Origin of the sequence: Cupriavidus basilensis (assembly GCF_008801925.2) — a bacterium.
GTDB classification, from domain to species: domain Bacteria; phylum Pseudomonadota; class Gammaproteobacteria; order Burkholderiales; family Burkholderiaceae; genus Cupriavidus; species Cupriavidus basilensis.
Genome location: NZ_CP062804.1, coordinates 566,961 through 581,051 on the forward strand (window position 1 = coordinate 566,961; position 14,091 = coordinate 581,051).

Genomic DNA, 14,091 nt, shown 5'->3' on the forward strand with positions numbered 1-14,091 from the left:
CGGCGGGCTTGGTGGGCTTGGTTGGCTTAGGCGGCTCTGCGGGCTGCGCGGCTGCTGCCCATCTGGCAGGCAATGCGGAAAGCCTGCAGCGTGGCGCCGAGGTCGGCGCGGCCTTGCTGCGTGATATCGAAGGCGGTGCCGTGGGCCGGCGTGGTGATCGGCACCGGCAGGCCGCCCTGCACGGTGACCCCGCGCGAGAAGCCCATCAGCTTGATGCCGATCTGGCCCTGGTCGTGATACATCGTGACGATGGCGTCGAACTGCCGCTGCGCCGGGCCGCCCTGCACCTTGAGGAAGATGGTGTCGGCGGGGAACGGGCCATCGGCCGCCACGCCGCGCGCCTGTGCGTCGGCCACGGCCGGCGCGATGATGTCGATCTCCTCGCGTCCGAAGGCGCCGTTGTCGCCGTTGTGCGGGTTCAGGCCACACACGGCAATGCGCGGGCGGGCCATGCCGGCGCCGCGCAGGGCCTGGTCGATCAGGTCGATGGCGTCGCCAACGCTGGCGCGGCTGATCATGGCGGGCACGTCCTTGAGCGCCACGTGCGACGTCACGCGGGAGGTCCACAGGCCATCGAGCACATTGAACTCGCAGAACGCGCCGTGGTAGCCGAGCTTCTCGGCGAACCAGTGCAGCTCGTCGTTATGCCCCATGCCGGCGGCGTGCAGCGCGCTCTTGTTGAGCGGGCCGAACAGGATGGCATCGGCCTTGCCGGCGTCGGCCAGTTCCAGCGCCAGTGCCAGCGTGCCGAGGCTGTAGCGCCCGCCTTCGGCGCTGGCCACGCCGCGCTGGTAGGCGGGCTTGCCGTCGAGTTGCCAGTGGAACAGGCGCGCCGCGTTGTCGCTGTCATTGCCGGCGAACACCAGCGAATCGGTTTCGCGCAGCGCGATGTCAACACCGGCCACCTGCATGCCGTGACGCCATTCGTCGCGATCGGCAATCAGCAGGATATCGGCGCGCGCCGCGGTATCGGGGTCCGCAAGCAGCTTGGCGATCAGTTCGGGGCCGATGCCGGCGGGGTCGCCGAGCACCATGGCGATTCTGGGTCGTTGGGTCATGGGGTTCTCAGAGTGATCGGGAGATGTTGGTTCAGTCCAGCTTGACGCCGAGCTCGGCGATCATCTTGCCGTAGCGCGCATATTCGGCGCGCGAGAAGGCATCGAACTGGGCAGCATTGAGCGTGCCCGGCAGCGCGCCTACGTCGTTGAGGCGGCGCACGGTGTCGGGGTCCTTGAGTACGGTGGCCAGCGCGGCACCCAGCTTTTGCAGCGTGGCGGGTGGCGTGCCGGCGGGGGCGTAGACGCCGTACCAGGCATTGGTCTGGATGCCCGGCACGCCGGCTTCGGCCAGCGTGGGCACGCTCTGCAACAGCGCCGAGCGCTGGTCGGCGGTGACCGCCAGCGCGCGCAGCTTGCCGGCCTTGATATGGTTGATGACGGACGGCATGGTCTCGAAGCTCATGTCGACCTGCCCGCCCATCAGGTCCACCAGCGCGCTGCTGCTGCTCTTGTAGGGCACGTGCAGCAGCTTGCCGTGGATCTGGTGCGCAAACGCCGCGCCGGCCAGGTGCTGGGTGCTGCCGACGCCGGAGGAGCTATAGCGGAATTTGTCGGGATTGGCCTGGATCTGCGCCACCAGCGACTTGACGTCGCGCGCCGTCACCTGGTTGTTGACCACCAGTACATTGGGCACCGACGACACCAGCGCCACCGGCACCAGGTCCTTGAGCGGATTGAATTGCAGCTTGAGCAGGTGCGGCGCGATAGCTTGCGAGGTGACCACACCCATCAGCAGCGTGTTGCCATCGGGCGCGGACTTGGCCGTGATGTCGGCGGCAATGGTGTTGGAAGCGCCGGGCCGGTTGTCCACCACCACGGGTTGCTTGAGGATGGCGGCGAGCTTGTCGGAGACGATGCGGGCCATGACGTCGGTGCCGCCGCCGGGCGCGGCACCCACCATCAACCGTACCGGGCGGGTGTCTTGCGCGTAGGCGCCGGTCATGGCGGTGGCAATTCCCAGCAAGCCGGCGAGGGCGCCGGACATCCATCGTTTCATCGTTGTCTCCATCCTTGTTATGGGCCTGCGCTGATGTGCAGATGCGCGGATAGCCAGACTATAAGGATCGGAGTGATATCTGACTAATGATGTTTATTGAATGGGTGATTACCTGTGGGAATACATCGGGACGCCCTCTGGCGTGTCTTGCAAGCCCTGCGGCCGGGCCGGAACGCCCTTTCAGGCTGGCGAACACCCGGCACGCAGCAGCTTGATCAACTGGCCGGCCGCGGCGGACAGCGTGCCCCCGCGCCGGGTCACGATGCCGAAGGTCTGTTGCCGGGACTGCATCCGCACCGGCAGGATCCGCAGCAGCTTTTGCCGGGCAAACAGCTCCGCCACGCTGGTCGGCAACAGCGATACCAGCTTGGCCCTGCGCTGCAGCATGGTCACCGTGACAAAGGTGGATGAGGTAGAGATCGCATTGGGCGGCATGCCCAGTCCCGCCATGTCCAGCTCCCGCTGCAGCAGGGCATGCATGGGCATCTGGCCGGGATAAACGATCCAGCGGTAGCCGGCAAGGTCGGCAAAGTCCAGTTCCCGGCCGCGCGGCGCCGCGTGGGCATAGCCCACCACCACGGAGATCGGCTCGTCGCCCAGCGGCTCGTAGTGATAACTGGCGGGCTGCTCGCTGACCAGCGCGCGACCGATGACAAGGTCCAGCCGGCCATCGTCGAGCAGCGTCAGCATGCGCAGGCTGGTGTCCTCGACGATCTCGATGGACAGGTTCGGCTGGTCGGCCTGCATGGCATCGAGCGCCGGCACCAGCACCTGCGGCACCGCGCCCATGATGGTGCCCACGGCCAGGTGCCCGCCGCGGCCCGAGCGGATCTCGGCCATGTCCTGGCACAGCGACGTCAGGTCCGTTGCCAGCAGGCGGGCATAGCGGATCACGCAGTGGCCGAACTGGTTCGGCCGCATGCCGGTCTTGGAACGCTCGAACAGCGGCGCATCGAGCATGCCTTCCAGTTCCTGCAAGGCCTTGCTGGCCGCGGACTGCGTCATGGACATGGCCGACGCGGCCTGGTGCAGCGATTTGTGGTCGTCCAGCGCGATCAGCAATTGCAGCTGCTTCATGCGCAGGCGGGACATCAGCACGTCCAGCGTGGCTTTCATGTGCGTTCGGGTTCCGGAAGGATGACGGTCATGTGAGCGGCCATGTGAGTCGTAAAAGCGATCACGAGATGGAAAGGTTTCAATATACAGCGTGGCATGGCGCGCCGTATATTCATTCCCTGCCGCAAGTCGCCCAGCCATAACAAGGAGAGAGACACCATGCCCGATATCCATCCCGCCTACCGTGGCGTATTCCCGGTGGCCCCCACCATCTTCGACGAGCAAGGTGGCCTTGACCTCGACGGCCAGCGCCGCTGCATCGATTTCATGATCGACGCCGGCTCCAACGGCATCTGCATCCTGGCGAACTTCTCCGAGCAGTTCGTCCTCACCGACGATGAGCGCAGCCTGCTGATGACCACGGTGCTTGAGCACGTGGCCGGCCGCGTTCCGGTGATCGTCACCACCACGCATTTCAGCTCGCGCATCTGCGCCGAGCGCAGCCGTGCCGCGCAGGATGCCGGCGCCGCCATGGTGATGGTGATGCCGCCATACCACGGCGCCACCATCCGCGTGCCCGAGCACGCCATCTACGACTTCTTCGCGACCGTCTCGGCGGCGATCGATATCCCCATCATGATCCAGGACGCGCCTGTCAGCGGCACCACGCTGTCGGCGCCGTTCCTGGCGCGCATGGCCAAGGAGATTGCCAACGTCTCTTACTTCAAGATCGAGGTGCCGCAAGCCGCGGTAAAGCTGCGCGAGCTGATCGCGCTTGGCGGCGACGCCATCGTCGGCCCGTGGGATGGTGAGGAAGCCATCACGTTGATGGCCGACCTGGATGCCGGCGCCACCGGCGCGATGACCGGCGCGGGCTTCCCCGATGGCATCCGCAAGATCGTCGATGCCTACCAGGCCGGCGACACGGAGCTGGCCGCGCAGCATTACCAGCAATGGCTGCCGCTGATCAACTATGAGAACCGGCAAGGCTGGCTGGCAACCGCCAAGGCGCTGATGAAGGAGGGCGGCGTGATTGCCTGCGACGCGCTGCGCCATCCCTTGCAGCCCATGCACCCGGCCACGCGTGCCGGCTTACTGCAGATCGCGCGCCGGCTGGATCCGATAGTGCTGCGCTGGGGCAAGTGAGGCGCGCCGCCTTTTCATTTCAAGGACCCAAGATGAAACTCACAGGCGAACTGCTTATTGGCCGCCAGTCCGTGCGCGGCACCCATGGCGAGATCCGGGCCATCGATCCCGCATCCGGCGAGACCCTGGCGCCGGCTTTTGGCGGCGCCACGCGCTCGCAGCTGGACCAGGCTTGCGCGCTGGCCGCGCAGGCGTTCGATGCGTATCGCGAAACGCCGCTCGAGCAACGCGCCGCGTTCCTCGAGAAGATCGCCGCCAATATCCTGGAGCTCGGCGACGCGCTGATCGCGCGCTGCGTCAGCGAGAGCGGACTGCCGCGCGCCCGCATCGAAGGCGAACGGGGGCGCACCGTGGGCCAGTTGCGGCTGTTTGCCGGCGTGGTGCGCAAGGGCGACTTCCTCGGTCTGCGCATCGATCCCGCGCAGCCGGAGCGCATGCCGCTGCCGCGCGTGGACCTGCGCCTGCGCCACATCGCGCTGGGCCCGGTGGCCGTGTTCGGCGCCAGCAATTTCCCGCTGGCGTTCTCGGTGGCGGGAGGCGACACGGCGTCGGCGCTCGCCGCCGGCTGCCCGGTCGTCGTCAAGGCGCATCCGGCGCATCCCGGTACCTCGGAGCTGGTCGGCCGTGCGATCCAGAGGGCGGTGGAAGAACTTGGCTTGCCTGAGGGCACGTTCTCGCTGCTGTTCGACTCCGGGCTGGAGATCGCGCAGGGGCTGGTCAGCGATCATCGCATCAAGGCGGTCGGCTTCACCGGCTCGCGCGCCGGCGGCACCGCGCTGATGCAGCTCGCCGCGGCCCGCAGCGAGCCGATTCCCGTCTACGCGGAAATGAGCAGCATCAACCCGGTCCTGCTGTTCCCCAACGCGCTGGGCAACCGCGCTGATGCCATCGGCAAGGCGTTCGCTGCCTCGCTGACGCTGGGCGCCGGCCAGTTCTGCACCAATCCCGGCCTGATCCTTGCCGTGGACGGCCCGGATCTGGAGCGCTTCCTGGCAGCGGCCGAAGCGGCGATCGCGCAGATCCCGGCTTCAACCATGCTCACTCCCGGCATTCACCGCGCTTACGGCGCGGGGGTGGAAACCATCGGCCGCCATCCGCAGGTGAGCACGGTGGCGCGTGGCCAGGCGGGTGTGCAATACCAGGGGCAGGCCGCATTGTTCTCCACCACCGCGCAAGCGTTCCTCGAACACGAGGCCCTGCGCGCGGAGATATTCGGCGCGGCGTCGCTGGTGGTGCGTTGCCCGGACCTGGCCAGCATGCAGTGCGTGGTGGAATCCCTCGAAGGGCAACTGACCGCCGCCATCCACATCGATGAAGCCGACTACGAGACTGCGCGCAGCTTCCTGCCAGCCTTGGAGCGGCGCGTGGGCCGGATCTTGGTGAACGGTTTCGCCACGGGTGTGGAAGTCAGCCACGCCATGGTGCACGGCGGCCCATATCCGTCCACGTCGGACGGGCGTTCAACCTCCGTTGGCTCGCTGGCGATCGCGCGCTTCCTGCGTCCGGTCTGCTACCAGGACATGCCCGCGGCTTTACTGCCGCAAGCGTTGCGCGCGGGCAATCCGCTGGGTCTTGCGGTGCGGGTGGACGGCGAAATGCAATCTATCCATTAGCCGTTAGCTGTTAGCTCACATGTTCCATCTCGCTTCAAAGCAAAGCGCGCGGCGCGGCTGTCAGCCGGCACCGCGCGCGGTGAAACCTCTTGCTAACGGATGCATCAGGCGTTGGCGCCTTCGGTGAAGACATCGACCTTGCCGCTGCGAGCGCCATCGGTGTAGGCATCGAAGCTGCGGGCCGGCGTAGCCGATACGCCGGTGCGATCCAGGCCGGCAACCAGCGCGCCATCGGTGTACGGGTCAAACTTGCCGGCACGTGCACCGTCGGTGTAGGCATCGAAGCTGCGGGCCGGTGTAGCCGAAACCCCGGAGCGGTCCAGGCCGGCGATGCGGGCGCCTTCGGTGAAGGTATCCAGCTTGCCGCTGCGTGCGCCGTCGGTGAAGGTGTCGGTGGAGCGGAAGTCGTAGCCGTACTTGTCGGCGGGGACCGAGGTGCGGAATTCATAGCCGTACTTGTCGCCGGCGAGGGTGTCCCTGGCGGAAGCGGCCTGGGCGGCGCCGATGGCGGCGAGCGACAGCACGAGGGTGGAAGCGAGCTTGAGGGCGAAGGTCTTGGTCATGATGTTCTCCAGTATCTTAAAATTCGTTGAATTTCGTTGATTGTTCGCTGCGACTGCCAGAACGTTGCTTTGTTTGTGCGCGCCGTCCATGTAACGAACTATAGGAGAATCATCGGTGCGTAAGACCAGTCTTATCCGGATAGGTTATTCAGAATTTTTGAATATGTAGGCAGGCGGCACGGGCGCACCGCTGCCCACTACTTCACAAAGCCAAGCACCTCCCGGAACCGTTCATGCTGGCTCGTACGCATCCATTCAAAGGCAACCATCTCGACCGTGGCCGCGATTGCCCCGCCGTTGCGCATCCTGTCGATTGCCGCCTCCCGGCTGGAGGCTTGCCGCGAGCCAATGGCATCCAGCACCACGGTGACTTTCAAGCCGTGCCCGAGCAGCCCGGCAACGGTCTGGAGCACGCAGACGTGGGCTTCGCAGCCGGCTACCACCACGTTCCTCCGGCCTTCAGGAAGCATGTCGAGCAAACCGTCCCGGCAGCCGTCGAAGTAATCCTTGGCCAGGGTCCGATCGCACAGGCGCTTGATGTCATCGATATTCCCGCCCAGGCTGCCAGGGCTTTGTTCGGTGCCAATCACAGGCACGCCCAGCACGCGCGCGATGTTGGCGAGACGGACGGCCTCCTTTGCCACGCGATCGCCTTCGTGGATCGCCGGCATCAGGCGCCCCTGGAAATCCACCAGCACTAGAACGGATTCGGCGGCGTTGTGCAGCATGTTCATTTCCTTTGGCGAGTTGGTGTCCCCATCGTTTTCCGCATGCGATTCCCGGTGGGAGCGGTTGAAGTCTCAAGCCGCATTGTCCCGCTTTGAGGCCGGCTCAGGCAGGTCGATCATGACCTGGGTACACGAAACGCATCAAGATGCTCCTGGAGGAACCCGGCCCGCCCGATGCAACCCATGCCGCGATCCGCATTTCGCCCAAGCACCTGGCGCAACTGGCCAAGGCGGCAGTGGGTCGATGTGGCGCAGGGCTGGTCAGCTGTCACGCTTCTCATCCGTGGCGCCAAAGCGTGGCGGATAGAGCGGGTAGCGCAGCGCCGCGTACACCAGCGCGACGGTGGCGATGGCGGTGATCCAGTCGATCAGGTCTTTCATGGATTCCCTGTTACATCCCTGGTTTGCTAGCGCCGGACCAGTCCAAGCAGCGCGTGGCTGCCGTCCTGCGCGGCGGTGGATGTGCGGCCGCTGCCCCAGCCTACTGCCGCGCGGTAGCTCCCGGCGTGGCGGGGCTGCATGGAGGCTGCGCCGTCCGCCGGCTGGCAGGCGTCGGCCAGCGGCGCCACGAAGAGCGCGTCTTCGGGGCAGTACAGCTCGCACATGAAGCAGGTTTGGCAGTCCTGCTGGCGCGCGATCGCCGGCGGCTGTCCGGGCACGATGGCGAAGACATTGGTGGGGCATACGCGCACGCAAATATTGCAGCCGGTGCAGCGCGCGCTGTTGAGCAGTTCGATCATGCGGCTGCCTTCCAGGTGGTGCCGGCGATGTTCTCGCGTGCGGTCCAGACTTCGTCCAGCCCGCCGCTGATCACCCGGTGGCGCTGGCTTGTGTCCTGGGCCGGATGATCGATGCGCCGGTGCATGCCGCGCGTCTCGGTGCGCGCCAGCGCGCTGCGGTACATCCAGCGCGCGGTGGCGAGCATGGCGGTGGCCTCGCGTGTGCGCAAGGCATGCGCTGCGCCGGGTGGCGCAGCGGCGTCGCCCCATTGCCGCCAAAGCGCATCGAGCCGCGCCAGTGAATCGGTGAGCGCCTCGCCATGGCGGAACCAGTTGCGCGCGTAGGGAAACACTTCGGCTTGCACGGCGCTGACGAGTGCCGATACGTCAGGCTCATCCGGGGTCGCCTGCGCTGGGTTTCCGTAGCCGGCGCTGTACAGGGTTTGCCCGGTCGTGAGGCGCGCATCCTGCGCGAAGGCGGCCGCGCCCTGGCCGGCCCACCAGCCGGACGACATCGCCCATGCGGCGTTGTGGCTGCCGCCGCCGGTAAAGCCGCCGCAGATCAGTTCGCGCGTGGCGGCGTCGCCGGCTGCGTACAGGCCGGGCACGCTGGTGGCGCATTGCGCGTCCAGGATGCGCAGGCCGCCGGTGCCGCGCACCGTGCCTTCCAGCCGCAAGGTCACCGGGAAGCGTTGCGTGAAGGGATCGATGCCAAGGCGGTCGAAGGGCAGGAAATAGTTTGGCTGGGCGCTGCGCATCCACGCACGCACCTTGGCGTCCGCGCGGTCCAGCCGTGCGTACACCGCTTGCGTTTGCAGCGCGCGGGCAATCACGCTGCGGCCCTGCGCGGAACCCGCGCCTTCCAGCACCTGGCCCCGCGCGTCATAGAAGGTTGCCCATTGGTAGAACAGCGATTTGGTGACCGACGAGAACGCGGGCCCAAGGCCATACGCATTGGAGAACTCCATGCCGGACAGGTCGGCGCCGGCCTGGGCCGCCATCAGGTAACCGTCGCCGGTCAGCACGTTGCAGCCCAGTGCGCGGCTGAGGAAGGCGCAGCCCCCGGTGGCGATCACCACCGCGCTTGCGCGCAGCGTCCACTCGCCCGGCTGGCCCGCGCGGGGCTGGCGGTGCAGGCCCCGTGCGCCGCGCACCGCACCGCCGGCATCCACCAGCAGGGCCAGCGCCGGGCTGTGGTCGAGAATGCGGACGCCCGCCGCCTTGGCGCGCCGGCGCATCAGCCGCATGTACTCCGGCCCTTGCAGGGAGATGCGCTGCGCCTGGCCGGAGGCGTCCTGCGGAAAAGGGTAGCCCCATTGCGCAAGCTGTTCGAGCCCCGCGTAGGTGCGGTCCAGCACCCGGTCCATCCAGGCCGGCTCGGCCAGTTCGCCGCCAAGTGTGTAGCGGCTGGCCTTGGCCGCCGCGCGCGCGGCAGGGTCGGGTGCAACGTGCCAGATAGCGGTGCCGGCTGCCGCCGTTGCGCCCGAGGTGCCGCAGTAACCTTTGTCGGCCAGCACGACGCGCGCGCCGCTTTCGGCAGCGGCAATGGCTGCCCAGGTGCCGGCAGGGCCGCCGCCGATGACCAGCACATCGGTCTGTGGCGCGGGCGTCCTGGCGTGGTACTCGGTCCCGATGGATGGCATGCGGCGATTCCTCCCGGCAGTGGCGATTGGCAGATCGAATGATCGAATGACAGTAGCCAACTGGCGCGGGCCGCGCAACGAAGCTTTGGTGCAATCCATATGCGCTCGCCGCAGCGGGCCTTTGTCTTGCCGCTGCGTCTGCGCCAGGCCCGCGTTATCGCCTGGACTGTTTTACGCTGACATAGCCTGCCGCAGTGCCAGGAAGGTGCCATCCGGCTGGTAGAAGATGACCGCGTCCACGATGTCTGGGGAGGGACGGCGAAACGCGACCCGATACCCCTGGAGGCCTTCGAGGTCAAAGGTCCGACCGTCAAATGGCCGCAGTGGCCAACTTTGCTGCCCGCCGATGCGCAGCGATAGCTGGCCCGCCGCGTCGAGCGTGACGCTGATCTCCTGCGCGCCGTGCAGGAAGCTGCCAGCGCAGAGGGCGCGGAATGCCGGGTCGAGCACGTCGCCGCCCGCCGCGCGGCGAAACACGATATCCGCCACCATCGGCTCCAAAGGCGCGCAGATCCGGTCGATGTTGCCTTCCCGGTCATAGCCGAAGCTCAGTGGAAGGTTATCGGGATGGATCTCAGCTGGCTTGTCGGGGGTAGTGAACACATCGTAGTGGCGGTGTTCGAGCTGGCCCGACATGCCGCGCCAGCGCCATGCCAGAGCGTTGTTCTCTTTGGTGATGCCGATCCGCCCGTAAGCCGGGTGTTCGTACTCGCCCGCATAGTCGTCAAGCGGATGGCTCGGCGTGGTGCCGGTCCGGCGCCATTCGCTGCGCGCCTGTTGGTCGATCTTCTGCTGAGCAAGCGCCTGGCGGCGCATGGCGAGGAACCGGTCGAACCAGTCGATCGGCTTGTGGCCGCAAAGCTGATCGAGCGCGGTGTAGGTCAGCAGTTCGGTGACGGCACTTGGGGCGCGATTGGTCAGCACCGCGACGCCGATCCGGCGTTCCGGCAGCATCGCCATCGAGTGGGCCCAGCCGACCCAGCTGCCGGTGTGGGAGACCTTCCGTTCGCCGCGATAGTGTTCCAGCGACAGGCCGAGCCCGTAGTGGAACTCACCCACTTCTTTGAACACGGAGCGGCCCACGTGCACGCGCGGGGTCATCATTTGCCGGATGATAGCTTCCGACACCAGCGGCTTGCCGTCCACGGAGCCTTCATCGATCAGCAAGCGCATCCATTTCGCCAGGTCCGACACGCAGGCATTGAGCCCGCCGGCGGGCAGAGCACGGATAGGCGTCAGCATCGCACGCTGGCTTTCGTCGCCCTGCATGATGTGCGGATGCGCATGGTTCGGCGCGGCGGCGAGCGCTTCGATGGATAGCCCGAAGTGCGCGAAGCCCAGCGGACGGAGCAGGCGCTCGGTGGTGAAATCCTCCCAGCGCTGCCCGCTGATGCGCTCCGCGATATGCCCGGCCACGAGATACCCCAGGTTCTGGTACTGGTAGGCCTCGCGCACGTCCCGGCTCGGCTCCAGATGGCGCAAGGCCGCCAGGATCTGCACCATGGACAGGTCTCCCGGCGAGTGGATCCAGTCGTGGCGCGGCATGCCGCTGTGATGGCAAAGCAAGTCCCGCACGGTCACGCGCTCGGTCGCAACCGCATCGTGCAGCCGAAACTCCGGTATGTAATCGCGCACGGGCCGGGTCCAGTCGAGCTTGCGCTCGTCCACCAGCAGGCCAAGCCCGGCGGCGGTGAAGGACTTGGTGAGCGAGCACAGCAGGAACTGGGTGTCCGCCGTCACGGGCGCCGGCGCTTCGGTGTCGCGCACGCCATAGCCTTTTACCAGCACCGTTTCGCCATCCCGGATCATAGCGATCGCAAGGCCCGGCACCTTCCATTCTTGCATCGACGCCTGAACGAGATCATCGAAATCACTGAGCATGGTGCGGGGTCCTTGTCTGTGCAACGGCATGGCTTATCGGACGTCGGCGCGGTTTGCGTTGTGCGTTGCGCGCCGGCTTGCCCGCGGGAATCCCAGCGTGCGCCAGACGTTAGCACCGCCCCGGCAAACTGCTATCGCCACCAAGGAGGGTGTGTTGTGGCGGCGCGACGGCCAGGTATCGGGGTTTTTCCGTGTCTGCCAATTTCCGGATCGCTGGCGGGCACGACTAGAATGGATTGTCCGGACCGAGGCGCTTCGCACTGAAGTGCCCGCCACGCCCCACATCGCTCGCGTTGCTCGCATTGCCCATACCGTTCACACCAGAGGAGCCGCCCATGTCCCTGCCTCATCTAGCTTCCGGCCAGGTGGCCAGCGTGCTGCCGCTAGGCGAGCGTCTCGCGAAGACCCCCACTACCGCCTTCTTCAAGGAAAGCCGCCTGGAGGTCATGCGCCTGGTGCTGACCGCAGGCAAGCATATGCCGGCCCATGCGGTAGCCGGGCCAATCACGGTGCAGTGCCTGGAAGGGGAGGTCGATATCGGCGTGGAGGGCGCGCACCGGCTGTTGCGCCAGGGCGACCTGATCTATCTGGAGTCCAACGTGATGCACGATGTGACGGCGATCAGCAACGCATCGCTGCTGGTGACACTGGTGCTGCTGTAGCACGTGCCGTAGCTGGCGCCGCCAGGAACGGCTCAGTGCTTTGCCGGGCGCGCGTGCAATAGCCAGAGGACTTCAAATTCCTCCGGTGTCATCGCCGTGCCGTCGAACTCCGGGTCGGCGTTGATCTCGGCAAGGCCGGGAACCGGCACCAGCCCGAGATTGGTGCTGCCCGTTGCCGCGCCGGTGCTCGCAAAGCCTACGGTTCCATCCCGGAAGAACTCCAGCTTCCTGGTCTCGAAGCGTGCGCCGTCAAGCTCCGACACGAGCCGAACCGGCTCAGAGGGTAGCTCGTGCCGCCAGATGACGTCGATGTATTCCATCGGGGTCTCCCTTCAAGCCGCGTGTCGCCAAACAAAACCTAGTCCTTGGATAGCTCGCAGAACCGCAGGCGGTTGCCAAACGGATCCGCGACTTGCAACTGCCGTCCCCAGCCCACCACGTCGATGCCCGGTTTTGCATAGCGATACTGTCTGGCATCCAGTTCGCGATGCAGGGCATCGATGTCCTCCACGGGGACGAACACCGTCGAACCCGGCGTGGCGTCGCCATGGTGCTCGCTCAGGTGCAGCGTCAGGCCGGATCGCCTCACCTGGGCGTAGAGCGGAAATTCCTCACCGAAACGATGCTCCCAATCGAGGGAAAAGCCAAGATAGTCCAGATAGAATTCCTTGGCCTTCTCGACCGAGAAGATCCGGAAGATGGGGATGGCGGGGGACAGGTTCATGGCGTTATGCCTGCGGCTTACGCTTCGACCAGGTTGGGAATCTCCACGGCAGGATTGACGTCGGCCGCATAGTCCACGCCGTCGATGCCGAACCCGAACAGGCGCAGGAACTCCGCCTTGTAGCCTGCAAAATCGGTGAGCGCGTAGATATTGTCGTCGGTGACCTGGTCCCACAACTGCGTCACGCGGGCCTGGACATCCGGGCTGAGTTCCTTCTCGTCCGTGCGCAGGCGGCCTTCGGTATCCTGGCGTGGCGACTGGCTGTACAGGCAGTCCTGGTAGAGTGAGTAGACCTGCTCGATGCAGCCTTCGTGGGTGCCGGTTTCCTTCATGACCTTGAACAGCAGCGACAGGTACAGGGGCATCACCGGGATGGCGGAGCTGGCCTGGGTCACCACGGCCTTGAGCACCGCGACGCGGGCGTCGCCGCCGGTGGCGGCCAGCTTGGCGCGCAGGTCCAGCACCTTCTGGTCCAGGTCTTTCTTGGCGGCGCCGATGGAGCCGTTCCAGTAGATGTCGTGGGTGACCTTCTCGCCCAGGTAGGTGAATGCGGTGGTCTTTGCATTATCGGCGAGCACGCCGGCCGCGAGCAGGGCGTCGATCCACATTTGCCAGTCTTCGCCGCCCATCACGGCGACCGTGTGATCGATCTCTTCCTGCGTTGCTGGCTGCAGGTTGATTTCCTTGATGACCTCTTTGTCGGTGTCCAGGCCGCGCTGCCGGATTTCCTTGCCAATGGGCTTGAGCGTGGAATTGAAGATTTCCCCCGTCTTAGGGTGCTTTCGCCGCGGCGCAGCAAGGCTGTAGACGACCAGGTCGACCTGGCCAAGATCGCGCTTGATGATGTCAATGGTGTGCTGCTTGATCTCGTCGGAGAAGCCGTCGCCATTGATGCTCATGGCATAGCGGCCCGCGGCCATTGCCGCCTTGTGAAACGCCGCCGTGTTGTACCAGCCCGCGGTGCCAGGCTTGCTCTCGGTGCCGGCGCGCTCGAAGAACACGCCGAGCGTGTCGGCGTCGCAGCCGAACGTCGCCGTGATGCGAGCGGCAAGCCCATAGCCCGTGGAGGCGCCGATGACCAGGACCTTCTTGGGTCCGTTGGCGACCGGGCCATTTGCCTTCACGTAGGCGATCTGCTGGTTGACGTTGGCTTCGCAGCCGGCGGGGTGGGCGGTGACACACATAAAGCCGCGCACGCGGGGTCCGATGATCATGGTGGTTCCTTGCAATTTTGGTGGATTGTAATGGAACCCCGGTGGAACCCCGGCCTTCGGCATGCGCCAGCTTGTATGGGCGTCAGT

Annotated in this window: 14 protein-coding genes; 3 read left to right on the plus strand and 11 right to left on the minus strand. The window is 66.1% G+C overall.

What is annotated here, in order from left to right; translation table 11 throughout:
• Positions 1-26: 26 nt before the first annotated feature.
• From F7R26_RS23520 to F7R26_RS23530, 3 genes are all read right to left on the minus strand, one after another.
• Complete coding sequence (locus F7R26_RS23520; protein ID WP_150984924.1) at positions 27-1,058, minus strand: 4-hydroxythreonine-4-phosphate dehydrogenase PdxA; 1,032 nt, start codon at positions 1,056-1,058, stop codon at positions 27-29.
• Positions 1,059-1,089: 31 nt separating this feature from the next.
• The gene (locus tag F7R26_RS23525; RefSeq protein WP_150984925.1) at positions 1,090-2,055 is read right to left on the minus strand and encodes a Bug family tripartite tricarboxylate transporter substrate binding protein; all 966 of its coding nucleotides are present in this window, start codon (positions 2,053-2,055) and stop codon (positions 1,090-1,092) included.
• Positions 2,056-2,235: 180 nt separating this feature from the next.
• Complete coding sequence (locus F7R26_RS23530; RefSeq protein ID WP_150984926.1) at positions 2,236-3,171, minus strand: LysR family transcriptional regulator; 936 nt, start codon at positions 3,169-3,171, stop codon at positions 2,236-2,238.
• A 159-nt stretch (positions 3,172-3,330) separates the two neighbouring features.
• Between F7R26_RS23530 and F7R26_RS23535 the strand changes: the two genes are divergently transcribed.
• Together F7R26_RS23535 and F7R26_RS23540 are read left to right on the plus strand one after the other, a co-directional pair.
• On the plus strand, positions 3,331-4,257 hold the full coding sequence (locus F7R26_RS23535) for a dihydrodipicolinate synthase family protein (protein ID WP_150984927.1): 927 nt from the start codon (positions 3,331-3,333) through the stop codon (positions 4,255-4,257).
• 32 nt (positions 4,258-4,289) lie between these two features.
• On the plus strand, positions 4,290-5,870 hold the full coding sequence (locus F7R26_RS23540; protein ID WP_150984928.1) for an aldehyde dehydrogenase (NADP(+)): 1,581 nt from the start codon (positions 4,290-4,292) through the stop codon (positions 5,868-5,870).
• Positions 5,871-5,974: 104 nt separating this feature from the next.
• Here F7R26_RS23540 and F7R26_RS23545 read toward each other — a convergent pair whose 3' ends face one another.
• The 5 genes from F7R26_RS23545 to F7R26_RS23565 all read right to left on the minus strand — a co-directional run bounded on the left by F7R26_RS23545 (position 5,975) and on the right by F7R26_RS23565 (position 11,404).
• The gene (locus tag F7R26_RS23545) at positions 5,975-6,433 is read right to left on the minus strand and encodes a hypothetical protein (RefSeq protein ID WP_150984929.1); all 459 of its coding nucleotides are present in this window, start codon (positions 6,431-6,433) and stop codon (positions 5,975-5,977) included.
• Between the two features lie 197 nt (positions 6,434-6,630).
• Positions 6,631-7,161, minus strand: a complete 531-nt coding sequence (locus F7R26_RS23550) for an isochorismatase family protein (protein ID WP_150984930.1) — start codon at positions 7,159-7,161, stop codon at positions 6,631-6,633.
• Between the two features lie 407 nt (positions 7,162-7,568).
• The gene (locus F7R26_RS23555) at positions 7,569-7,901 is read right to left on the minus strand and encodes a 4Fe-4S dicluster domain-containing protein (RefSeq protein WP_150984931.1); all 333 of its coding nucleotides are present in this window, start codon (positions 7,899-7,901) and stop codon (positions 7,569-7,571) included.
• Positions 7,898-9,523 (minus strand): FAD-dependent oxidoreductase, encoded by a 1,626-nt coding sequence (locus tag F7R26_RS23560; protein ID WP_150984932.1) that lies wholly within the window; start codon positions 9,521-9,523, stop codon positions 7,898-7,900. Before F7R26_RS23560 ends, F7R26_RS23555 begins: the two co-directional genes overlap by 4 nt.
• A gap of 171 nt (positions 9,524-9,694) precedes the next feature.
• On the minus strand, positions 9,695-11,404 hold the full coding sequence (locus F7R26_RS23565; protein WP_150984933.1) for a serine hydrolase: 1,710 nt from the start codon (positions 11,402-11,404) through the stop codon (positions 9,695-9,697).
• A gap of 335 nt (positions 11,405-11,739) precedes the next feature.
• On the opposite strand from F7R26_RS23565, the gene F7R26_RS23570 reads away from it, so the two are divergent.
• Positions 11,740-12,066, plus strand: a complete 327-nt coding sequence (locus F7R26_RS23570) for a cupin domain-containing protein (RefSeq protein ID WP_150984934.1) — start codon at positions 11,740-11,742, stop codon at positions 12,064-12,066.
• A 32-nt stretch (positions 12,067-12,098) separates the two neighbouring features.
• Here F7R26_RS23570 and F7R26_RS23575 read toward each other — a convergent pair whose 3' ends face one another.
• Genes F7R26_RS23575 through fabV form a run of 3 tightly spaced genes read right to left on the minus strand, consistent with a single transcriptional unit; the run spans position 12,099 to position 14,004 of the window.
• Entirely contained in the window at positions 12,099-12,386 is a 288-nt protein-coding gene (locus tag F7R26_RS23575; RefSeq protein ID WP_150984935.1) for a DUF6881 domain-containing protein, read from the minus strand.
• Between the two features lie 38 nt (positions 12,387-12,424).
• Positions 12,425-12,790, minus strand: a complete 366-nt coding sequence (locus F7R26_RS23580) for a glyoxalase superfamily protein (protein WP_043353348.1) — start codon at positions 12,788-12,790, stop codon at positions 12,425-12,427.
• A gap of 17 nt (positions 12,791-12,807) precedes the next feature.
• Positions 12,808-14,004: an enoyl-ACP reductase FabV gene (fabV, locus tag F7R26_RS23585; protein WP_150984936.1), complete on the minus strand. Its 1,197-nt coding sequence runs from the start codon at positions 14,002-14,004 to the stop codon at positions 12,808-12,810.
• Positions 14,005-14,091 lie beyond the last annotated feature (87 nt).